This is a genomic window from Pseudomonas sp. Sample_11, assembly GCF_004307505.1.
GTDB classification, from domain to species: domain Bacteria; phylum Pseudomonadota; class Gammaproteobacteria; order Pseudomonadales; family Pseudomonadaceae; genus Aquipseudomonas; species Aquipseudomonas atacamensis.
Genome location: NZ_RCOD01000055.1, coordinates 1 through 20,384 on the forward strand (window position 1 = coordinate 1; position 20,384 = coordinate 20,384).

General features: G+C 62.5%; 19 protein-coding genes. 12 read left to right on the forward strand and 7 right to left on the reverse strand.

Annotation, left to right across the window (positions count from 1 at the left end):
• The 4 genes from kdpB to D8U60_RS16350 form a co-directional block, all read left to right on the forward strand.
• The coding region (gene kdpB, locus D8U60_RS16335) for a potassium-transporting ATPase subunit KdpB (protein WP_130900492.1) at positions 1-1,857 on the forward strand (1,857 nt) is incomplete at its 5' end.
• 230 nt (positions 1,858-2,087) lie between these two features.
• Positions 2,088-2,633 carry a potassium-transporting ATPase subunit KdpC gene (gene kdpC, locus D8U60_RS16340; RefSeq protein ID WP_024013851.1) on the forward strand — a complete coding sequence of 182 codons (546 nt, stop codon included), beginning with the start codon at positions 2,088-2,090 and terminating at the stop codon, positions 2,631-2,633.
• A 144-nt stretch (positions 2,634-2,777) separates the two neighbouring features.
• A complete protein-coding gene (locus D8U60_RS16345) occupies positions 2,778-5,429 on the forward strand; it encodes a sensor histidine kinase KdpD (protein ID WP_073472405.1) in 2,652 nt (883 codons plus the stop codon).
• A 48-nt stretch (positions 5,430-5,477) separates the two neighbouring features.
• Complete coding sequence (locus D8U60_RS16350) at positions 5,478-6,176, forward strand: response regulator (RefSeq protein WP_056788412.1); 699 nt, start codon at positions 5,478-5,480, stop codon at positions 6,174-6,176.
• Positions 6,177-6,324: 148 nt separating this feature from the next.
• On the opposite strand, the gene D8U60_RS16355 is transcribed toward D8U60_RS16350, so the two are convergent.
• Positions 6,325-7,362, reverse strand: coding sequence for a patatin-like phospholipase family protein (locus tag D8U60_RS16355; protein ID WP_039759961.1), 1,038 nt, complete (start codon positions 7,360-7,362; stop codon positions 6,325-6,327).
• 214 nt (positions 7,363-7,576) lie between these two features.
• Here D8U60_RS16355 and D8U60_RS16360 point away from each other — a divergent pair, with 214 nt between their 5' ends.
• From D8U60_RS16360 to D8U60_RS16370, 3 genes are all read left to right on the forward strand, one after another.
• Positions 7,577-7,855, forward strand: a complete 279-nt coding sequence (locus D8U60_RS16360; RefSeq protein WP_016770894.1) for a hypothetical protein — start codon at positions 7,577-7,579, stop codon at positions 7,853-7,855.
• Positions 7,856-7,960: 105 nt separating this feature from the next.
• Positions 7,961-8,719 carry a CHAD domain-containing protein gene (locus D8U60_RS16365; protein WP_122880385.1) on the forward strand — a complete coding sequence of 253 codons (759 nt, stop codon included), beginning with the start codon at positions 7,961-7,963 and terminating at the stop codon, positions 8,717-8,719.
• Positions 8,720-8,953: 234 nt separating this feature from the next.
• The gene (locus tag D8U60_RS16370) at positions 8,954-9,748 is read left to right on the forward strand and encodes an acyl-CoA thioesterase domain-containing protein (protein WP_130900493.1); all 795 of its coding nucleotides are present in this window, start codon (positions 8,954-8,956) and stop codon (positions 9,746-9,748) included.
• A gap of 1 nt (position 9,749) precedes the next feature.
• Here D8U60_RS16370 and D8U60_RS16375 read toward each other — a convergent pair whose 3' ends face one another.
• The 3 genes from D8U60_RS16375 to D8U60_RS16385 all read right to left on the reverse strand — a co-directional run bounded on the left by D8U60_RS16375 (position 9,750) and on the right by D8U60_RS16385 (position 12,809).
• On the reverse strand, positions 9,750-10,115 hold the full coding sequence (locus tag D8U60_RS16375) for an Mpo1-like protein (RefSeq protein WP_041478386.1): 366 nt from the start codon (positions 10,113-10,115) through the stop codon (positions 9,750-9,752).
• Positions 10,116-10,344: 229 nt separating this feature from the next.
• Positions 10,345-11,826, reverse strand: a complete 1,482-nt coding sequence (locus tag D8U60_RS16380) for a methyl-accepting chemotaxis protein (protein ID WP_130900494.1) — start codon at positions 11,824-11,826, stop codon at positions 10,345-10,347.
• Positions 11,827-12,002: 176 nt separating this feature from the next.
• Complete coding sequence (locus D8U60_RS16385) at positions 12,003-12,809, reverse strand: TatD family hydrolase (RefSeq protein WP_122880381.1); 807 nt, start codon at positions 12,807-12,809, stop codon at positions 12,003-12,005.
• Positions 12,810-13,043: 234 nt separating this feature from the next.
• Between D8U60_RS16385 and D8U60_RS16390 the strand changes: the two genes are divergently transcribed.
• The 3 genes from D8U60_RS16390 to D8U60_RS16400 all read left to right on the forward strand — a co-directional run bounded on the left by D8U60_RS16390 (position 13,044) and on the right by D8U60_RS16400 (position 15,571).
• A complete protein-coding gene (locus tag D8U60_RS16390; RefSeq protein ID WP_041478391.1) occupies positions 13,044-14,465 on the forward strand; it encodes a transglycosylase SLT domain-containing protein in 1,422 nt (473 codons plus the stop codon).
• Between the two features lie 113 nt (positions 14,466-14,578).
• Positions 14,579-15,013 carry a DoxX family protein gene (locus tag D8U60_RS16395; protein ID WP_016770887.1) on the forward strand — a complete coding sequence of 145 codons (435 nt, stop codon included), beginning with the start codon at positions 14,579-14,581 and terminating at the stop codon, positions 15,011-15,013.
• A 249-nt stretch (positions 15,014-15,262) separates the two neighbouring features.
• A complete protein-coding gene (locus D8U60_RS16400; protein WP_041478394.1) occupies positions 15,263-15,571 on the forward strand; it encodes a hypothetical protein in 309 nt (102 codons plus the stop codon).
• A gap of 6 nt (positions 15,572-15,577) precedes the next feature.
• Here the strand turns inward: D8U60_RS16400 and greB are convergent, their stop codons facing one another.
• Genes greB through D8U60_RS16415 form a run of 3 tightly spaced genes read right to left on the reverse strand, consistent with a single transcriptional unit; the run spans position 15,578 to position 19,297 of the window.
• Entirely contained in the window at positions 15,578-16,075 is a 498-nt protein-coding gene (gene greB / locus D8U60_RS16405) for a transcription elongation factor GreB (protein ID WP_071173132.1), read from the reverse strand.
• A gap of 34 nt (positions 16,076-16,109) precedes the next feature.
• Positions 16,110-18,614 carry an ABC transporter permease gene (locus D8U60_RS16410; RefSeq protein ID WP_130900495.1) on the reverse strand — a complete coding sequence of 835 codons (2,505 nt, stop codon included), beginning with the start codon at positions 18,612-18,614 and terminating at the stop codon, positions 16,110-16,112.
• Positions 18,614-19,297 (reverse strand): ABC transporter ATP-binding protein, encoded by a 684-nt coding sequence (locus D8U60_RS16415; RefSeq protein ID WP_016770883.1) that lies wholly within the window; start codon positions 19,295-19,297, stop codon positions 18,614-18,616. Before D8U60_RS16415 ends, D8U60_RS16410 begins: the two co-directional genes overlap by 1 nt.
• Positions 19,298-19,307: 10 nt before the next feature.
• Here D8U60_RS16415 and D8U60_RS16420 point away from each other — a divergent pair, with 10 nt between their 5' ends.
• Together D8U60_RS16420 and D8U60_RS16425 are read left to right on the forward strand one after the other, a co-directional pair.
• Complete coding sequence (locus D8U60_RS16420) at positions 19,308-19,913, forward strand: arylesterase (protein ID WP_168772679.1); 606 nt, start codon at positions 19,308-19,310, stop codon at positions 19,911-19,913.
• A gap of 57 nt (positions 19,914-19,970) precedes the next feature.
• Positions 19,971-20,264, forward strand: coding sequence for a hypothetical protein (locus D8U60_RS16425; protein WP_016770881.1), 294 nt, complete (start codon positions 19,971-19,973; stop codon positions 20,262-20,264).
• Positions 20,265-20,384: the final 120 nt, after the last annotated feature.

The window sequence follows — 20,384 nt, forward strand, 5'->3', positions numbered from 1 at the left end:
GTGCCGACCTTCGTCGCCGCGCAAATCGCCCTGTGGCTGTGGTTCACCGTGCTGTTTGCCAACTTCGCCGAAGCCTTGGCCGAAGGTCGTGGCAAGGCTCGCGCCGACAGCCTCAAGGCCGGCAGCGAAGGCCTCAGCGCCCGTTGCCGTCAGGCTGATGGCAGCTTCAAGATCGTGCCGGCCGCCAATCTGCGCAAGGGCGATGTGGTGCGAGTCGAAGCCGGGGAAATGATCCCCGGTGACGGCGAAGTCATCGAAGGCATCGCGGCGGTCAACGAAGCGGCGATCACTGGCGAATCGGCGCCGGTGATCCGTGAGTCCGGCGGCGACCGCTCGGCCGTCACCGGCAACACGCGGCTGGTGTCCGACTGGCTGCTGGTGAAGATCACCACCAACCCTGGTGAATCGACCCTCGACCGCATGATCGCCCTGGTCGAAGGCGCCAAGCGTCAGAAGACCCCGAACGAAGTCGCGCTGGATATTCTGCTGATCGGCCTGACCCTGATCTTTCTGCTGGTGGTCGTCACCCTGCAACCGTTCGCGCATTTCGCCAATGGCAGCCTGCCGCTGGTGTTCCTCGTGGCGTTATTAGTCACGCTGATCCCGACCACCATTGGCGGTCTGCTGTCGGCCATCGGTATCGCCGGGATGGATCGGCTGGTGCGCCTCAACGTGATCGCCAAATCTGGCCGCGCGGTGGAGGCGGCGGGCGACGTGCACGTGCTGTTGCTCGACAAGACCGGCACCATCACCTTCGGCAACCGTCGTTGCAGCGCGGTGTATGCCGCGCCGGGAGTGACCGGCCGTGAGCTGGCCGAAGGCGCGTTGTTCGCCTCGCTGGCCGACGAAACCGCTGAAGGCAAGTCGATCGTCGAGTTCCTTCGTGGCCTGCATCCACAACCGGAGCCGGCCCCGGAAACCCTGACCGCCGTGCCGTTCAGCGCGGAAACCCGCTTGTCCGGCGTCGATTATCAGGGCCGCGTGTATCGCAAAGGGGCGGTGGATTCGCTGCTGGCGTTTCTCGGTCAACAGCGTAGCGATCTGGCCCCGGCGCTGGCGCGGGAAATCGACAAGATTGCCCAGAGCGGCGGCACGCCGTTGCTGGTCTGTGCAGACGGTAAGTTGCTTGGCGCGATCCATCTCAAGGACGTGGTCAAGCCAGGCATCCGTGAGCGTTTTGCCGAGTTGCGCAAACTGGGGATTCGCACGGTGATGGTCACCGGCGACAACCCGCTGACCGCTGCTGCGATCGCCGCTGAAGCAGGCGTCGATGATGTGCTCGCCGAAGCCACGCCGGAGAAGAAACTCGCGCGCATCCGTCACGAGCAGAACGACGGTCGCCTGGTTGCCATGTGCGGCGACGGCGCCAACGACGCCCCGGCGCTGGCCCAGGCCGACGTCGGCATGGCCATGAACGATGGCACGCAAGCGGCACGCGAAGCGGCGAACATGGTCGACCTCGACAGCGACCCGACCAAGCTGCTCGACGTGGTGCAGATCGGCAAGGAATTGCTGGTGACCCGTGGCGCGCTGACGACCTTTTCCATCGCCAACGACATCGCCAAATACTTCGCGATTCTGCCGGCGCTGTTCGCCTCGATTTACCCGCAGCTGGGCGTGCTGAACATCATGCATCTGAGCAGTCCGCAGAGCGCGATTCTCTCAGCCATTGTGTTCAACGCGCTGATCATCGTTGTGCTGATTCCACTGGCATTGCGCGGCGTGCGCGTGCAGGCGGCGAGTGCGGCGGCGTTGCTGCGGCGCAATCTGCTGATCTATGGCGTCGGCGGGATTGTCGTGCCGTTCGTGGGGATCAAGGTGATCGACATGCTGCTTACGGCGTTGCATCTGGTGTGAGGCTGAAAAGAGCCCCTCACCCTAGCCCTCTCCCGGGGGGAGAGGGGACTGACCGAGGTGTTTGTGCGAGGTTCGCCGACCTGAAATTCCGAGCCGAACTCAGGTCTTGAACAGCATGAAGATCGGCTCCCTTTCTCCCTCGCCCCCTTGGGGGAGAGGGCTGGGGTGAGGGGGAAAAGATCTCCCTGACACCCGGCAAAAGTTTGTCCAACGAATTCGAGGATCTTGAAATGTCCACAATGATACGCCCGGCCCTGACCCTGTTAGCGCTGATGACCCTGATCACCGGCGTCGCCTATCCACTCGCGGTCACCGGCATCGCCCAAGTCGCTTTCCCGGATCAGGCCAACGGCAGCCTGATCCACGACGCCGACGGCAAAGTTCGCGGCTCGTCGTTGATTGCTCAGGATTTCAGCGGCGACAACTGGTTCCACCCACGGCCGTCCGCCGGGGCTTTTGCCACGGTCGCCAGCGGCGCCAGCAACCTCGCGCCAAGCAATCCGGCCTTGGCGACCCGCGTAATCGAAGACGCGCAAAAACAACAAGTCGCTGGGCAGGGGCCGGTGCCATTGGCTTTGCTGACCACCTCCGCCAGTGGTCTCGATCCGCACTTGCCACCGGCGGCAATTGCCTATCAACTGGCGCGTGTCGCGGCGGCGCGCAACCTGCCGGTGTCGACCTTGCAGCAACTGCTCGATAAGCACATCGAACAGCCGCTGGTGGGGCCGCCGGTGGTGAATGTGCTGGAGCTTAATCTGGCACTGCAAAACCTGTAATTCAGTTGATACCGATCGTTCCCTCGCTCTGCGTGGGAATGCATCAATAGACGCTCTGCGTCTGCTTTTATGGGACGCAGAGCGTCCCGGGCTGCAGTCCCACGCAGAGCGTGGGAACGATCATCAGGAAGAGAGACATCAAGCATGAGCGACTCCGGCCGCGCCGACGCACTGTTAGCAGACCTGCCCCGCGATGGCCGTGGCCGGCTCAAGGTTTTTCTCGGCGCCGCCCCCGGGGTCGGCAAGACCTACGCCATGCTCCAGGCCGCGCACACGCAACTGCGTCAGGGCGTAAAAGTCCTGGCCGGCGTGGTTGAAACTCATGGCCGCGCCGAAACCGAAGCCTTGCTCGGTGGCCTGCCGCAGCAACCACTGGTGCGCAGCGAATACCGTGGCGTGCTGCTCGAAGAAATGGACCTCGACGGCATTCTCGCGGCCAAGCCGAAGCTTGTGCTGGTGGATGAACTGGCCCACAGCAACGCCCCCGGCAGTCGGCACGCCAAGCGCTGGCAAGACATTCAGGAACTGCTCGCCGCCGGCATCGACGTGTTCACCACGGTCAACGTCCAGCACCTGGAAAGCCTCAATGATCAGGTGCGCGGCATCACCGGCGTACAGGTGCGCGAAACCCTGCCGGACTGGGTCCTGCAGGAAGCTTTCGAGCTGCTGCTGATTGACCTGCCGCCGCGTGAATTGCTTGAGCGTCTGCGCGAAGGCAAGGTCTACGTGCCGGAACAGGCCCGCGCCGCCATCGATGCGTTTTTCACCCAGACCAATCTCACCGCCCTGCGCGAACTGGCGATGCAGACCGCCGCCGCGCAGGTCGACAACGATCTCGCCCAGGGCTATCGCCAACTCGGCCAGGCCGCGCCGGCGGTGCGCGGGCGTTTGCTGGTCGGCATCGATGGCGATGCGCAGGCCGAGCGGCTGGTGCGTCACGCCAGCCGCGTCGCCCAGCGCCGGCATCTGCCGTGGAGTCTGGTGCATGTCGACAACGGCAGTGCCCGTGACGAGCAATCGCGGTTGCGCCTGCAAAGCGCCCAGCAACTGGCCGAACGCCTCGGTGGCGAAGTGGTGCTGTTGCGGGCCGGCGAAGTGGCGAAAACCCTGATTCAACACGCCGCCGAACGCCGTGCCAGTCTGTTGCTGGTCGGCCAGTCGCGGCCACGCTTGCGCCGTCGACTGTTCGGCGGTGGTCTGGCGGCGCGCCTGCTGCGTCAGGCTCACGGTCTGGAAATCAACGTGCTCGACAGTGACCACGAGCAGCACCAACCGCGCCCGCGCAATTCAGTCACGCTGGTGTGGTTCGACTACGCGCTGGCGCTGGTCGCGACGTTGTTGGCCACGGCCTTGGCCTGGGCGGTGTCGAGTGTGTTGCCGCTGCCGAACATTTCGCTGGTGTTTCTCGCGGCGGTGTTGCTGGTGGCGGTGCGCAGCAGCCTCGGCCCGGCGCTGGCCTGTGCGGCGTTGTCGTTTCTGACCTACGATTTTCTGTTCATTCCACCGAATTTCTCCTTCAGCATTCAGCGCGAAGAAGACGTGCTGACGCTGCTGTTCTTCCTGTTGATGGCGGCGCTCACCGGCAACCTCGCGGCGCGTCAGCGGCGGCAGTTGCAGGCTTTGCGCGATACCCAGGAAGAAACCAGCGAACTGCTCGACCTGTCGCGCAAACTCACCGCCGCGACCGACCGCCAGGCCGTGATCAGCGCCGCCGCGCAACACCTCGAAGGCTGGAGCGATGTGCAATTGTGCTTGCTCAACCGCGACGGCCAGGGCGGCTGGAAAGTCGAAACCGGCGGGCCGCTGCAATTCACCGAGGCCGAACGCGCCGCCGCCGATTGGGCCTGGCAACACGATCAACCGGCGGGCAAGGGCACCGGCACCTTGCCGCTGGGGCGTTGGTGGTGGTGGCCGTTGTCGGTCGAGGACGGGCCGCTGGCGTTGCTCGGTGTTTGCGCCAAGGAAGGCCAGAGCTTGAGCGGTCAGCGCCGACGTTTGCTCACTGCGCTGAGCCAGCCGCTGGCGCAAGCCCTCGCCCGCGCGCAATTGGCTGATGACCTCGAAGCGGCGCGTCTGCACGGCGAAACCGAACAGTTGCGCAGCGCCTTGCTGGCCTCGGTGTCCCACGATTTGCGCACGCCGCTGACGGCCATGCGCGGCAGCATCGACAGCCTGTTGGCTCTCGGCGAAGCGATCCCGCTGGAGGATCGCCGCGAGCTACTCGAAGGCACCCGCGATGAAGCCGAACGCCTCGACCGCTACATCCAGAACCTGCTCGACATGACTCGGCTCGGCCACGGCGCCTTGAAGCTGGCGCGCGACTGGGTATCGCCGGCCGATATCGTCGGCAGTTCACTCAACCGCCTGCGCGCCGTGCTGGCGCCGTTGCAGGTCAGCACCGAAGTGCCGGCCGAGCTGCCGTTGCTCTATGTGCACGCGGCGTTGATCGAGCAGGCGCTGGTCAATGTGCTGGAAAACGCCGCGCGCTTTTCCCCCAGCCACGGTCGCTTGCAACTGCGCGCCGGCGCCGATGAGCAGGAGATTTTCTTTGCGGTCAGCGATGAAGGCCCGGGGATCCCTGAAGAGGACCGAGCGAAGATTTTCGACATGTTCTACACCGCCGCGCGCGGTGATCGCGGCGGGCAGGGCACGGGGTTGGGGCTGGCGATCTGTCAGGGCATGGTCGGCGCGCACGGCGGGCGTATTTCCGTGGCTGACGGCATCGACGGGCGTGGCACCTGCATCACCTTGCATCTGCCGTTGCAGGCGCAACCGGGGATGGACGGTGAAGCTTGAAGTCGACTGCGCTACTCTCTTGCCAATCTATTGTGTTGATGTGAATTCATGAGCCAGACCGCGACCATTTTGGTCATCGACGACGAACCGCAGATTCGCAAATTCCTGCGCATCAGCCTCGCTTCACAAGGCTACAAAGTGCTCGAAGCCGGCACCGGCGCTGAAGGCCTGGCACAAGCCGCGCTGAGCAAACCGGACCTGGTGGTGCTCGACCTCGGGTTGCCGGACATGGACGGTCAGCAGGTCCTGCGCGAATTGCGCGAATGGGCGACCACGCCGGTGCTGGTGCTGTCGGTGCGCGCCAGTGAAGGGCAGAAGGTCGAAGCGCTGGATGGCGGCGCGAATGACTACGTGACCAAACCTTTCGGCATTCAGGAATTTCTCGCCCGGGTCCGCGCGTTGTTGCGTCAGGCACCGGCGGGGGAGGCGCAGCCAGCGGCGCTGAGTTTCGGCCCGTTGACCGTGGATCTGGCCTATCGGCGCGTGCTGCTCGACGGCGCCGAAGTCGCCCTGACCCGCAAGGAATACGCGGTGCTCGCGCAATTGGCGCGGCATCCGGGGCGGGTGATCACCCAGCAGCAATTGCTCAAGGATATCTGGGGGCCGACGCACACCGAGGACAGTCATTACCTGCGCATCGTGGTCGGGCACCTGCGGCAGAAACTGGCGGATGACCCGACCCGGCCACGGTTTATTGTGACTGAGGCGGGGGTTGGGTATCGGTTGTTGAGTGCTGATGGGTTGTAGTTTTGTGTTGTATGGTCGGGCGCCATCGCGGGCAAGCCCGCTCCCACAGTGAGCTATGTATCACCCAGATTTCATTCCCGCCGAGAACCCTGTGGGAGCGGGCTTGCCCGCGATGAGGCCGGAACATTCACCCACAGCCTTCAGGTAATCAACCCTGCTCCTGCTCATACCGATCCAGCGTATCACTGGCAATCTCCCGCCCCAGGGCGATCAACTCCGGCGCCTTGTAGAACTCGAAAAACCGGCACACCCGCTTCGGCACGTTGATCAGGATGTCCGGCGGATACCCGGCAATCTTGTACTGCGCCAGTGAGGTCTGCATCACCTCGAAACTCTGGTTGATCAAATCCAGCAACGACGCTGGCCCGACGTTATCGATGATGAATGAACCGGTAGCGGATTTCGGCGCGCCTTCGCGTTCCGGGGCGGCGGCCGGTTGCTGGCTTTCCGGTTCGACGCCCTCGAGCCACGGATTGATCTCCGCCGCCTCGGCGCGCAAGGCTTCCTGTTCCAGCTTCAACAATTGCTCGGCCTGTTTACGCCGGAATGGCAACTTCGAACCCATGGATTTGATCAGACTGTCGAAGCGCGAACGAAACGCTGCAGGCCGCTCGATCACCGGCAATTTGTACTGGCGCTGATTGGTGGCGTTGAGGTTGACCGCGATGATCAGGTCGCAATGGCTCGACACTACCGGAACGATTGGCAACGGATTGAGAATGCCGCCGTCGACCAGCATGCGGTTGCCCTGCATCACCGGGGTGAACAGACTGGGAATCGCCGCCGAGGCGCGCATGGCCTGATGCAGGCAGCCTTCCTGAAACCAGATTTCCTGCTGGTTGGTCAGGTCGGCGGCGACGGCGGTGTAGGGGATGCGCAGGTCTTCGATGTTGATCTCGCCGACGATCTTGCGAATCTGCCCGAAGACCTTTTCACCGCGGATCGCGCCGAGACGGAAACTCACATCGACCAGGCGCAGCACGTCGAGGTAATCAAGGCTTTCGATCCAGCGCCGGTACTCATCCAGTTTGCCGGCGGCATAGATGCCCCCGACCACCGCGCCCATCGAACAACCGGCAATGCAGGCGATGTCGTAGCCGCGTTTTTCAATTTCTTCGATAACGCCAATATGGGCATAGCCCCGGGCGCCACCGGAGCCCAGCACCAGTGCGACACGCTTTTTCATCAAACTTCCTCCCGACAAGCCTGCACAATGCACGCATCGGCCAAGCGGCTCAATCGCCAAGGTCGTTGCGCGAAGCGGTGACGTCGTTTTTCGCTCGCGGCGCACGCTTGCGCGCTATGCTCTGCGCCACGTGGTTTGACCGCTCAGCGAGGCACTTTTTCGCCGCTTGACCGTCTTACCTGCACGACTGTTGACCTACCTTGAGGTGTGAGTGATGAAAGCCTGGATCTGTGTACCGTTGATGGCTCTGGTTCTGGCCGGTTGCGCCGGCAAAACCGCGTACCGCGACAGCTGCGGCAGCCAACTCGACGCGGCCTGGCACGAACTGGACCTGGCCAAGGCTGAAGGCTTCGCCGGCACCGTCAGCTATTCCAAAGCGCTGTCGCTGCTGACCGCCGCCAAGACCCAGCAACAATTCGAAGGCTTTGAAGGCTGCAGCAAGAAAGCCGAGAAAGCCCGCTTCTACATCCGCGAATCCCGCGCAGGACGTTAAAAAAGCAGCTGCAAGTTTCAAGCTGCAAGCGGCAAGCTCAAAGCGACCCCATTCAGCTTGAAGCTTGTAGCTAGAAGCTCGCAGCTGTCTACGGAGTAGACCCCCATGATCGATCGCTTGGTGGCTCATGTGTTGAGCCTGGATGTGCGGCTGCTGGCATGTCAGGCGCGCTTGACTGCGCGCACTGATCCCGAGGCGTTGCATGATTTGCGCACTACGGTGCGACGCTTGCGCAGTCTGTTGCGGCCGTTGCGTGGCTTGCCGGGAGTCGAGCAACTGGAGGCGGCGGCTTCGGCAGTGGGTGATCTGACCACGCCGTGGCGTGATCGGGAAGTGCTCGCGGCGTATCTGCTCGAGCATGATCAACCCGAGGCCGCGCAGCGGCGTCTGGCGCAAATGGCCGAGGCGTATCCGGCGCTGGCGGCGAGTGCGGAACTGGCTTCGCTGCTGATGATTCTCGACGCGTTTCCACGATTTCTGCGCGCGTCCGAGCGTCAGGGCTTACTCAAGGATCTGGGTAAACGCATTGAAAAACGCTTGGGCAAACAATGGCAGAAACTCGACGAAGCGCTGCACGATCCCGCCCATGACCGCCATCGTCTGCGCCTGCTGATCAAGCGCGTGCGCTATGGCATCGAAGCCTATCCCGAGCTGGATCGCTTGCCGAAACCGGCTTACAAACGCCTGAAATCGGCGCAAGGCGCACTGGGCGACTGGCACGATTGCTGGCAATGGCTGGCCCGCGCCGAACAGGAAGCCGATCTGCAACCGTGCGTGGCCACCTGGCAGGCCGGGTTGATCAAGGCAGAGCTGAAGGCCGATCAAGTGCTGGAAAAGCTCAGCGCGACGTGTTTCAAATCCTGAAGCTTACGCGTCCCTCTGTAGGAGCTGCCGAAGGCTGCGATCTTTTGATTTTGATTTGCAAACAGATCAAAAGATCGCAGCCTCGTTTCACTCGACAGCTCCTACAAGGGTTTTGCGGCGAAATCGAAAAGTGCCAAGGCCTATCTGTCAGCCCATTTGACCGGAATAGACGCTGCGCCGCCGCCCGGGGCTGGGTAAGATCCGCGCATTCCTTTCTCGTTTTCCGAGGTTGCCATGCGCTTTTGCGATCTGCTCGATGCTGTCCGCCAACAACCTGAAGTGACCATCCCCGCAGAATGGGGACAGGGCCGTGCCAGTTTTGGCGGGCTGGTGGCCGCGCTGCAATTTGAAGCCATGCGCGCCAAGGTGCCGACGGAGCGCCCGGTGCGTTCGCTGGCGATTACCTTTGTCGGCCCGGTCGAGCCGGAGGTGCCGGTGAGTTTCGAAGTCGATGTGCTGCGTGAAGGCAAAGCCGTCAGCCAGGTGTTGGGCCGCGCCATGCAGAATGGCCAAGTGGTGACGATCATTCAGGGCAGCTTCGGTGCCTCGCGGCGCTCGGAAGTCGCCGTCGAAGCCTACCCGGCGCCCACCATGAAACACTGGGACGAATGCCAAGAGCTACCCTACATCAAAGGCGTGACCCCGGAATTCATGCGCCATCTGGCGATGCGCTGGAGCGTCGGCGGCATTCCGTTCTCCGGCACGGCGTCGCGCTTGATGGGCGGCTGGGTGCGGTTGCGTGGGGATGTCAAAGAGGAGCCGGTCAACGAGGCGCATCTGCTGGCGCTGGTGGATGCCTGGCCGCCGGCGCTGTTGCCGTATCTGAAGAAACCGGCACCGGGTAGTACGCTGACCTGGACCATTGAATTCGTGCAGCCGTTACACGACTTGAGCACGCTGGACTGGTGCCAATACCTGGCCGACATCGAGTACGCAGCCGACGGCTACGGCCATGTCGCCGCGAAGTTGTGGAGTGCGAAAGGGGAGTTGATTGCCATGAGTCGGCAGACCGTGACGATCTTCGCCTGACTCAATGCCGACGGTGGCGCTCACGCCAGGCGCGCCACCAGCCACCGCTGAGAAAGAACCGCGGAAAGGTCAGAAACTGCTCGACCAGCAAACGTGACACGGCATCTTTGCGATCACTGAACGGCTCGGAGGCTTGCGCCTCCAGGCCGTGGCCGTGGCGCTGCAGACCCAGCGCCGCGACGATACCGATCACGCCGATGGCGACGCTGGCCAGACTCAGGCTGAACACCCCCGACACGATCAACAGAAACGCCACGATGAACAACGGCACGGCAATCAAGTGAAGGACCAGATTGGTCGGATGCTGATGATTGCCCGGGTAGGCGCGCCATTGCCACGCGGGAAGGTTGGGGTGACGTTTGCCCATGTTTGCTACTCCTCGATCCATGTTGAACTTCATGGTTGGAGAATAGGCCCGGGCGCGGAGGGCGGCGAATCAAGGTTGGCTATTGAGTTGATAGCGGCAATGGCAAAATTTGATGTCGCCAGAGCGGACGCCATCGCGGGCAAGCCCGCTCCCACAGTGTGCTCGGTGTACGCACAATTGTTGATTGTCGAAAATCCCTGTGGGAGCGGGCTTGCCCGCGAAGAGGCCATCAGAGTTTCAACTGACCTATCGCCTTGTTAAGCGCTCCGGCCAGCGTCGCCAGCTCATTACTGGTCGTCGCCGAATCCACCGTCTGCTGCACGGTATTTTCAGTCACGTCACGAATACTCACCACCGCCCGGTTCATCTCCTCGGCAACCTGACTCTGCTGTTCCGCCGCCACGGCAATCTGCGTGTTGCTTTCGCGCATCTGCGCAACTGCTCCGGTGATTTCCGCCAGCGCCGCGCCAGCCTCCTGCGCCTGCTGCACGCAGTCGTCGGCCTTGTACGAACTCTCCTGCATGAAATCCACCGCATCGCGGGTGCCGGCCTGCAACGCGGCGATCATGCCGGTGATCTCGTCGGTGGACGCCTGCACGCGCTTGGCGAGGTTGCGCACTTCATCGGCGACCACGGCAAAGCCGCGTCCCATCTCCCCGGCGCGGGCCGCTTCGATCGCCGCATTCAGCGCGAGCAGATTGGTTTGTTCAGCGATGCTGTGAATCACGCTGACCACGCCGTTGATCTTCTGACTGTCCTCGGCCAGGCGTTGAATCATTTCTGCCGTCTGCTGCACGCCGCTGGACAGTCCGGCAATCGACTGCTGCACCCGCGCCACCACCTGCTGACCGCTGCCGGCGAGGCCATCGGCGGTTTTCGACAGATCGCGGGTGGCGCCGGCGTGTTGAGCGATGTGATAAACGGTGGCGGTCATTTCGTTGATCGCGGTGGCAGCCTGGTCGGTTTCGCTTTGTTGGCCGAGCATGCCGTGGCGCACGTCGTTCATGCTCGAGGCCAGCCGCGCAGCGCCGTCATCCAGTTGTCGCGCGGTGCTGGCAACGGTGGTTACGACGCGTTGATAACCGGCCTGCATGGCGTTGAAGGCATTGGCCATCTGCCCGACTTCGTCCTTGCCCACCAGCGGCACGCGAGCAGAAAGATCACCGGTTTTTTCAACGTGCAGCATCACGTCTTTCAACGTGTTGAGCTGGCTGAGCAGAAAACGGATCAACAGTTGCGAGGCGCCAAGCATCGCCAGCATCAGGACGAAGACCGCCAGCGCATAGTTGGCGAAACGCTCGCTGAACACCTGGCTCAAGCTCGGGGCATAGGCGATGACCGCCACTTGCTCACCGTCGGCACGGCTGAACACTTCGGCGCCCAGCAACGGGTCGTCACCGAACAGCGGCATTTCATTGATGGCGTTCCAGCCGTTGCTGCCGCTGATTTCCAGCAACGGTTGATCATTGAGACGCGGCGCTTCACCGCGCTTGAAGGTCAGCACCTGAGCGGACTTGGGCAGCGGTTGCCCGAGCGGCCAGGCCTTGAGCAACTGCGCCTGCGCCTGCGCGGATGCCTGCGCGGCATGGCTGCGGGCCTGTTGCTCGAGATGCACGGCGTACAGTACGAGCAGCAGAGTGGTGACAAAGGCGACCGCGTTGACCGCCCAGAATTTGTATTTCAGCGAGATATTGCTAAGCCAGGCACCCATGGAGGTCTTCTCTGATAGCGGAAACAGTTTCGGCAAGGTGCCATTATTGTGCCGCTATGCAGAAAACCATTTTTTGATGCGGATCAACAGATCAAAAGATCGCAGCCTTCGGCAGCTCCTACAGAATGTACGCCGTGCCAATGTAGGAGCTGCCGAAGGCTGCGATCTTTTGCGTTTTACACCAACATCGGAAGATTAAAAAACGCCCGGGCACACGCGGTGGTATGTGCGGCCAGCGCTTCCTCGGTCTCGCCGCGATGCAACGCCACTTCGCGCAGCACTTCGCTCAGATACGCCGGCTCATTGCGGCCGTTTTTCGGCTTCGGCCGCAACGTGCGCGGCAGCAGATATGGCGCGTCGCTTTCCAGCATCAGCCGTCCCGCTTTGATCTCTTTGACCAGCGGATGCAGATGCGTGCCCCGGCGTTCGTCGCAAATCCAGCCGGTGATGCCGATGTGCAGATCCAGATCGAGGTAGCTGAACAAGGCCTTTTGTTCGCCTGTGAAGCAGTGCACCACCGCCGCCGGCAATTGATCGCGGAAGTCCTTGAGGATCTCCAGCAGCCGCTGACTGGCATCGCGCTCGTGCAGGAACACCGGCAATTGCAGTTCGACGGCCAGCGCCAGATGTTCTTCCAGGACCTTTTCCTGTTGCGGGCGCGGGGAGAAGTCGCGGTTGAAATCCAGCCCGCATTCGCCCACCGCGACGACGCTGGATTCGTTCAACAGACTGCGCAGACGACGGGCGCTGTCAGCGTTCCAGTCGCTGGCCGAATGCGGGTGAATGCCGGCGGTGGCGAACAGCCGTTGGCCGCTTTCATCCAGTTGTTGGCACAGTTCCAGCGCCTGTTCGCTACCCTCGACGCTGGTGCCTGTCAGCACCAGTTGGCAGACGCCGGCGGCGTAGGCGCGGTCGAGCACGGCCTGGTGTTTGTCGGCGAAACTGGGGTTGGTCAGGTTGACGCCGATATCGATGAGTTGCATGGTGCTACCTCGGGCCGAAGGCCGGAAAGCATATCAGAGCTGTAGATTTATAAGAAAAGCCAAGAACTACAATGACTTATGGCTGTCTGTTGAGGCCGCGAAGAACTCCGGGGTGGCGACGATGCCATCACTGTGCCAGTCTCTCGCACTTTACCAGCGCTCAGAGCGCTCTGTTTTCGTCGGTGATGTCGTCTTTTTTGCGACGAATCGCCCCGTATTCTTTTCGGAGAGTGGATGCATCGTCCCTCGGTTCTGCTGCTGTTGTGTGCTGCGTTGCTGCTGCCGATGACGGCGGTCGCGCGCCTGCCCGGGCCGCTGCAAGCCGTGCCGGCGAGCAAGGTTCGCGACCTCTCGGACATTCGCAGCAGCCGCGTGTTGCGAGTGTTGGTCAATCAGAGCCGCAACAGCTCCGGCGAGGTCCAGGGCCAGGCCATCGGTGTCGAGTACCACCGACTGCGCGCGTTCGAGCAATACCTCAATGGCCATGCTCGTGACGGCCAGGAAGTCACCCTCAAGATCATTCCCAAAGCCAAGGATCAATTGCTCGGCGCCTTGCAGCGCGGCGAAGGCGATATGGTCGCGCCCGGTGAATTGCTCGACCTGCCATCGGGCTATGCAGTGGCCAGCAGTGAGCCGATTGCCAGCAACGTGCCGCTGGTGCTGGTCGGCATCAAGGGCCAGCGCCGTTACACCAAGGTCGAGCAGCTGTCCGGCAAAACCCTGGCGCTGCCCACCGGTAGTGCGGCGGGGGAGGTGGTCAGTCAGCTCAACCAGAAACTGGCGCTGCACAAACTCGCGCCGATCAACATCGAGTGGGTCGATCCGACGCTGGCGGTGGAGGATGTGCTGGAGATGGTCCAGGGCGGGATTTTCCACCTGACCATTGTCGAGCAACCGATAGCCGAACGCTGGGGCAAGATCCTGCCGAAGCTGCGCCTTGATCGGCAACTGAGCCTCGGCGAGCCGGGCGAAGAACATTGGTTCGTGCGTCGCGATGCGTCGATGTTGCGCGCGAGCATTGATCGCTTCCTCACCGGTTACAAGAGACCGTCGGACGAAGACGCCGCTTTTCTGCGCATCTATCGACGCCTGTATCAGGTGCACAATCCGCTGGCCAAGGCCGATCGCCAGCGTCTGGAAAAACTCCGTCCGACCCTGCAGAAGCACGCCGATGCGCAGAACATGGACTGGCTTAACCTGGCGGCGCTTGCGTTCAAGGAGTCGCGTCTGCAGCCCAACGCTCGCAGCGGCAGCGGTCCGACCGGGCTGATGCAGATCACCCCGTCCGCCGCGCAACGGGTCGGCGTGAGCAATATCCAGAATCTCGATGCGAATGTGCAGGCCGGCGCCAAGTACTTGGCAATGATCCGCCGCAAGTTCTTCAGCAGCCCGAAACTCAACGAGCGTGAGCGCATGGCCTTCACCCTCGCCGCGTACAACATCGGCCCCGAGCGCGTGCAGGGTATGCGCGCGGAAGCCCGCCGCCGTGGCCTCAATCCCAACCAGTGGTTCTTCCAGGTCGAGCGCATCGCCATGGAGCAGGTGGGGATGGGCGCCGTCAGCTATGTTAATAGCGTGAACAAGTATTACCTGGCATTCGACCGGGAGCGTGAGTCGCTCGAGCCCCGGCAGCAGAAAGTGGTAACACGGAAATAATCTAATAATTCGATTGTTATGGCGAAATTTTTGCGCTTTAAACATGAAATAAACTGATTAATATAGCGACCAACCCAAACACACAAACACTTCTGCACAACAAGGAATGCACCATGAGCTCTCTGATCAACAAGGTTCTGTTCACCCGCGCCGGTTACGGCCTGACTGTCCTGCGCATTGCTGTCGGCGTGATCTTCGCCGCCCACGGTTCGCAGAAACTCTTTGGTCTGTTCGGTGGTTACGGCCTGGCCGGCACTGCGCAATGGATGGAAAGCATCGGCCTGACCCCGGGCTATCTGATGGCCTCGCTGGCCGGCGGTACCGAGTTCTTCGCCGGTCTGGCGCTGATCATCGGCCTGCTGGCACGCCCGGCGGCACTCGGTCTGGCGTTCCTCTCGCTGGTGGCGATCTTCTCGGTGCACATCGGTAACGGTTTGTTCATGGCCAACAACGGTTATGAGTTTGCTCTGGCTCTGCTGGCCGGCAGCATCGCGGTACTGATCGAAGGTGCCGGCAAGCTCTCGGCGGATCGCGCCATCGCCGGTTGAAGGCTCTGGCTCAAGGCAAAGGCCCGCATTGTGCGGGCCTTTTTTTGTTGCGGGGGATTCTTGACACTGGTCGGTCACGTTCTCTAGGATGTTGCCCATGCGCCGATTTAAACAGCTACTTGCGGGGCGCCAGGTGACTTCTACAGTTACCGTCAGAAGCCGGAACAGGGCTTCGAAATACCGCTAAAGCGCTGGTTCGGTGTTGCCTCTCACCTGCCATGCAGACTTTTGAGGCAGAGACACGACACGATGAACGCACTACGCCCTCCAGCACGTCCCGCGCCGATCACGGCACATGTCACCCAACGCAACCCGAAAATCCTTCTTGGCGGCAAACACCAGCCGACGCTGTTGCGTTATCTCGATGGCTGGCCACGTCGCAGCGGCGGTCCTGCCGCGTTCCTGATCCAGTTTGTCGATGACGGCGAGTCGCTGGCGCGTTTCGCGACGGACAGCTTCGATCTGGCGGTGATTCAGGCGCCGAGCGCAGAAGATGCGCCGGAGATGATCAAGCAACTGACCCGCGTTGCACGGCAGGGCCTGATCACTCGGCGCTGATCAGTCTTACGGGTATTCAATCGCAACGATGTAAACGAACTGCTCGCCGGTCGGCGTCTGCACCCGCACTTCCGCGTCGAGTGCCTTGCCGATCAGCGCGCGGGCGAGCGGCGAGTCGATGCTGATCAAACCCTGTTTGAGGTCCAGTTCATCGGGGCCGACGATGCGGTAGCGCGACTGCTTGCCGTCCTCGTCTTCGATGGTTACCCAGGCGCCGAAGTAGACCTTGTTCGGGTCGCTGGGTTTTTCGCTGACCACCTTGAGCGCTTCCAGGCGTTTGGTGAGAAAACGCACGCGGCTGTCGATTTCCCGCAGCATCTTCTTGCCGTAGGTGTACTCGGCGTTTTCCGAACGATCGCCCTGCGCCGCCGCTTCACTCACCGCCTGGGTGACCTGCGGGCGACGCACATGCCACAACTCGTGGAATTCGGCGCGCATCCGCGCTTCACCCTCGGGGGTGATCAGCGCGGTGCCAGCGGTGCGGGGAGGGCGATAACGGCTCATGGCGACTTCTTGTGATTAAGACCGCTTGAGTCTATCAACCCTCGCGCAACACTGTCAGCGGGCTGGCGTTCAGCGCCCGGCGAGTGCCGAACACACCGGCGCCACCAATCAGCACGGCGCCAATCAACGGCAGCACCAGCAGCCATGGATGCGGATGCCATGGCAGATCGAAGGCGAAGCGGTACAGCACCAGACTGACCACCTCCGAACCGATCGCCGCGAGCAGACCGCTGACCGCCCCCAACAGACCGAACTCGATACGCCGCGCCTTGATCAGCAACTGCCGCTCGGCGCCCAGCGCGCGTAATAGCGCACCCTGGCGGATTCGTTCATCCAGCGTCGCTTGCAGACCGGAGAACAGCACGGCCATCCCCGCAGCCAGAACAAACAACAACACATATTCCACCGCCAGGGTGACCTGAGCGAGGATGCTGCGCAGCTGTTCGAGCAACGCTTCGACCTGCAGGATGGTCACCGCCGGGAAGGTCCGCGACAGCTCGACGATCTGCTGATCATGCCCCGGAGCCAGATAGAAACTGGTCAGGTAGGTCGCCGGCAGATCCTTCAGGGTACCAGGCTGGAAGATCATGAAGAAGTTCGGCTGGAAGTTGTCCCAGTTGATCTCGCGCAGGCTGGTGACCTTTGCTTCGCGATTGACCCCGCCAACGCTGAACACCATGTGATCGCCGAGTTTGAGTTTCAGGCTTTCGGCCACCTTGCCTTCCACCGAAACCCCCGGCACGTCGTCGGACGGCTGGCCGCTCCACCACGAGCCGGCGGTGAGCTTGTTGCCCGCCGGCAGATCCGCCGCCCAGGTCAGGCTCAGGTCACGCTGAATGGCGCGGTCACCGGCGGAGTCCTTGCTGACGATTTGCTGCACCGCTTCGCCATTGATGCTGATCAGTCGTCCTGGCACCACCGGATACAACGGCGCCGCTTGCGCCGACACCTTGATCAGGTGATCGGCGAAGGCCTGCTTGTCAGCCGGGAGGATATTCAGCGCGAAATAGTTCGGCGCGTTTTTCGGTAGCTGGTTTTGCCAGGTGTCGAGCAGTTCGCCGCGCAGCAGTGCGATCAGCGCCATCGACAACAGGATCAGACCGAACGCCAGCGACTGCCCGGCCGCCGCCAATGGATGCCGCAACAACTGGCCAAGGCCCAGACGCCATGGCAACGAGGCGCGGGCGAGCAGGCGGCGCAGGCTTTGCAGCAGCAACAACAGCAGGCCACCAAGCACCAGCGCGGCGACTACGCCACCGCCAAGCAGGGCGAAGGTCAGCAGCAGATCCAGACTCAGACGCCACATGATCAGGCCCAGCGCACCCAACGCCGCGCCGTACACCATCCATGTGCTCGAGGGGATCGGGAGCATGTCGCGGCGCAACACCCGCAACGGTGGCACGCGACCCAGTGCAGCCAATGGCGGCAAGGCAAAACCGGCCAGCGCCACCAGCCCGGTGCCAATCCCGGCCATCGCCGGAAACAGCCCACCCGGTGGCACGTCACTTGGCAGCAAATCATGCAGCAACGCGAACAGCCCCAGTTGCGCCAGCCAGCCGAGCAGGGCGCCACTGATGGCGGCAATCAGGCCGAGCACAGTCAGTTGCAGACTGAACAGCACCATGGTTTCCCGGCGCGACAAGCCGAGGCAGCGCAGCAAGGCACTGGCGTCGAAACGCCGGCTGGCGAAACGGTTCGCCGACAACGCCACGGCTACGCCAGCCAGCAATACCGCAACCAGACTGGCCATGTTCAGGTAGCGCTCGGCCTTGCCCAGCGCGCCGCCAATCTGTCGGTTGCCGTCGCGGGCATCCTGGATTCGCTGGTTTGCAGCGAGGCCCGGTTTGATCAATTCACGATAGGTTTCCAGCGTCTGCGGTTCACCGCGCCACAGTTCTCGATAGCTTACCCGGCTGCCCGGTTGCACCACGCCGGTGGCGGTGAGGTCGTCAAGATTGATCAGTACCCGTGGCGTCAGGCTGTAAAAGTTGCCAGCGCGACCCGGCTCGTAGGTCAGCACGCGGGTCAGCTTCAAGGTCTTCATGCCGACGTCGATGCTGTCGCCGATCTTCAGATCCAGCGCGGTCAGCAGACGCGCCTCGACCCAGGCTTCACCGGGTTGCGGTTCGCCGCCGACTTCTTCCTGGGCAAAGGGTGCGGGCGCGCTCTTCAGCTCGCCACGCAGTGGATAGGCGCGGTCGACGGCTTTGATGCTGGATAACTGAATGCCGTTGTCGGTGGCAATGACGCTGGAAAACTCCACCACTTGCGCATGATTCAGGCGCAGTTCGGTGCCGCTGCGGATTTGCTCCTCGCGGGCCGGCGAGCTGCCTTCCAGCACCAGATCGGCACCTAGAAACTCGGTAGCGCGCAGCATCATCGCGCCGTTGAGGCGGGCGCCGAAGTAGCCGATCGCGGTGCTTGCCGCGACGGCCACCACCAGCGCAAAGAACAACACGCGCAACTCTCCGGCGCGGGCATCGCGCATGAGCTGGCGCAGGGCAAGACTGAACAGACGCAACAGCGGCAGACGTGCCATCAAGGCTCCAGAGGGGCGACCAGCAGCCCGGCTTCAAGACGGATCAGGCGCCGGCAACGATGGGCCAGGCGTTCGTCGTGGGTCACCAGCACCAGGGTGGTGCCGCGTTCCTTGTTCAATTCGAACAGCAAGTCGCTGATGCGCTCGCCGGTGTGGCTGTCGAGGTTGCCGGTCGGCTCGTCGGCGAACAGCACGTCCGGTTCGGCCGCGAAGGCGCGGGCGATGGCCACGCGCTGCTGTTCACCACCGGAGAGCTGGCGCGGCGAGTGGGTCAGGCGCTGCCCGAGGCCGACGCGCTGAAGCAATTGCGTGGCGCGCTCGCGGGCATCTTTGCGGCCGTCGAGCTCAAGCGGCAGCATGACGTTCTCCAGCGCATTCAGGCTGTCGAGCAACTGAAATGACTGGAAGACAAACCCGACGTGCTCGGCACGGATTCGTGCGCGCTGGTCTTCGTCGAGATTGCTCAGGCCCTGGCCGGCGAGGGTGACTTCGCCGCTGCTCGGCAGGTCGAGGCCGGCGAGCAGGCCGAGGAGGGTGGATTTGCCGGAACCGGACGCGCCGACGATGGCCAGGCTGTCGCCCTTGTTCAGTTCCAGGCTGAGTTCGTGCAGGATAGTCAGTTCACCTTCCGCGCTAGGGACCACTTTGCTGAGGTTCTTCGCGGTGAGAATGCTTGCGCCCATGGAGAATCCGATGCGTGTATGGTTTTTGAGTGCTGGCCTGGCCTTGATGTGCATGGCCCAGAACGCAGCGGCGGGTACTGTCCTGATCGTTGGCGATAGTATCAGCGCCGGTTTCGGCCTGGATACCCGTCTGGGGTGGGTGTCGCTGCTCGAGCAGCGGCTCAAACAGGAGGGTTTCGACGATAAAGTGGTCAACGCCTCGATCAGTGGCGACACCAGTGCCGGAGGCCAGGCGCGGCTGCCGGCGCTGCTTGCAGAGCATAAGCCGGAGTTGGTGATCCTCGAGCTGGGTGGCAATGACGGCCTGCGCGGGATGCCGCCAGCGCAATTGCAACGAAATCTTTCCTCGATGATCGACAGCTCGCGGCAGAGCGGCGCGAAAGTGCTGCTGCTCGGCATGCAGTTGCCACCCAATTATGGCAAGCGCTACACCGATTCGTTCGCCGAGGTTTACGGCAAGCTCGCCGAAGAGAAAAACATCCCGTTGGTGCCGTTTTTTCTCGAAGGTGTCGGTGGTCATCCGGACCTGATGCAGGCCGACGGTCTGCACCCGGCGGCCGGGGCTCAGAGCAAGTTGCTGGAAAATGTCTGGCCGACGCTAAAACCGCTGTTATGAGGCTTTTCTAGTGGCAGGCTTTCGGCTAATGTGGCGCCCCCTAATTTGGAGCCCCCGATGCCGCGTCCTGCCTGGTCCCTGTTTGCCTACCAACTGATCGAGCCTGACGAGCAGCTGGATCTGTTCGCCTGCCAGGAAGTGCGGGTGCATCTGGTGACGCGGCAGCTGGAACTCGGTGGCTCGGCCGATCGCACGCTGTGCGGCACTCTGCTGCCGGCGCAACCGCGCTGGTCGAATGTTGATCGCCGGGTGTTCCAGGATCAGCGCCTGTGCTCGCTGTGCCGGGCGATTCTTGAATCGCAGAAGCGCGGCACCTCGCCGATCTGGCCCGAGCTTCGATTCGAACTTTAAGATCAAAAGATCGCAGCCTCGTTGCACTCGTCAGCTCCTACAGGGAATGCGTTGCAAATGTAGGAGCTGACGAGTGCAACGAGGCTGCGATCTTTCAGGGCGCGACACGGTCTATCGGCG

Coding starts and splice junctions, on each gene's coding strand:
- greB (WP_071173132.1), bottom strand. CDS start 16,075: ATGAGCCGTTATCGCCCTCCCCGCACCGCTGGCACCGCGCTGATCACC.
- D8U60_RS16400 (WP_041478394.1), top strand. CDS start 15,263: ATGAACGCACTACGCCCTCCAGCACGTCCCGCGCCGATCACGGCACAT.
- D8U60_RS16385 (WP_122880381.1), bottom strand. CDS start 12,809: ATGCAACTCATCGATATCGGCGTCAACCTGACCAACCCCAGTTTCGCC.
- D8U60_RS16395 (WP_016770887.1), top strand. CDS start 14,579: ATGAGCTCTCTGATCAACAAGGTTCTGTTCACCCGCGCCGGTTACGGC.
- D8U60_RS16390 (WP_041478391.1), top strand. CDS start 13,044: ATGCATCGTCCCTCGGTTCTGCTGCTGTTGTGTGCTGCGTTGCTGCTG.
- D8U60_RS16415 (WP_016770883.1), bottom strand. CDS start 19,297: ATGGGCGCAAGCATTCTCACCGCGAAGAACCTCAGCAAAGTGGTCCCT.
- kdpC (WP_024013851.1), top strand. CDS start 2,088: ATGTCCACAATGATACGCCCGGCCCTGACCCTGTTAGCGCTGATGACC.
- D8U60_RS16375 (WP_041478386.1), bottom strand. CDS start 10,115: ATGGGCAAACGTCACCCCAACCTTCCCGCGTGGCAATGGCGCGCCTAC.
- D8U60_RS16420 (WP_168772679.1), top strand. CDS start 19,308: ATGCGTGTATGGTTTTTGAGTGCTGGCCTGGCCTTGATGTGCATGGCC.
- D8U60_RS16370 (WP_130900493.1), top strand. CDS start 8,954: ATGCGCTTTTGCGATCTGCTCGATGCTGTCCGCCAACAACCTGAAGTG.
- D8U60_RS16350 (WP_056788412.1), top strand. CDS start 5,478: ATGAGCCAGACCGCGACCATTTTGGTCATCGACGACGAACCGCAGATT.
- D8U60_RS16365 (WP_122880385.1), top strand. CDS start 7,961: ATGATCGATCGCTTGGTGGCTCATGTGTTGAGCCTGGATGTGCGGCTG.
- D8U60_RS16425 (WP_016770881.1), top strand. CDS start 19,971: ATGCCGCGTCCTGCCTGGTCCCTGTTTGCCTACCAACTGATCGAGCCT.
- D8U60_RS16345 (WP_073472405.1), top strand. CDS start 2,778: ATGAGCGACTCCGGCCGCGCCGACGCACTGTTAGCAGACCTGCCCCGC.
- D8U60_RS16355 (WP_039759961.1), bottom strand. CDS start 7,362: ATGAAAAAGCGTGTCGCACTGGTGCTGGGCTCCGGTGGCGCCCGGGGC.
- D8U60_RS16380 (WP_130900494.1), bottom strand. CDS start 11,826: ATGGGTGCCTGGCTTAGCAATATCTCGCTGAAATACAAATTCTGGGCG.
- D8U60_RS16410 (WP_130900495.1), bottom strand. CDS start 18,614: ATGGCACGTCTGCCGCTGTTGCGTCTGTTCAGTCTTGCCCTGCGCCAG.
- D8U60_RS16360 (WP_016770894.1), top strand. CDS start 7,577: ATGAAAGCCTGGATCTGTGTACCGTTGATGGCTCTGGTTCTGGCCGGT.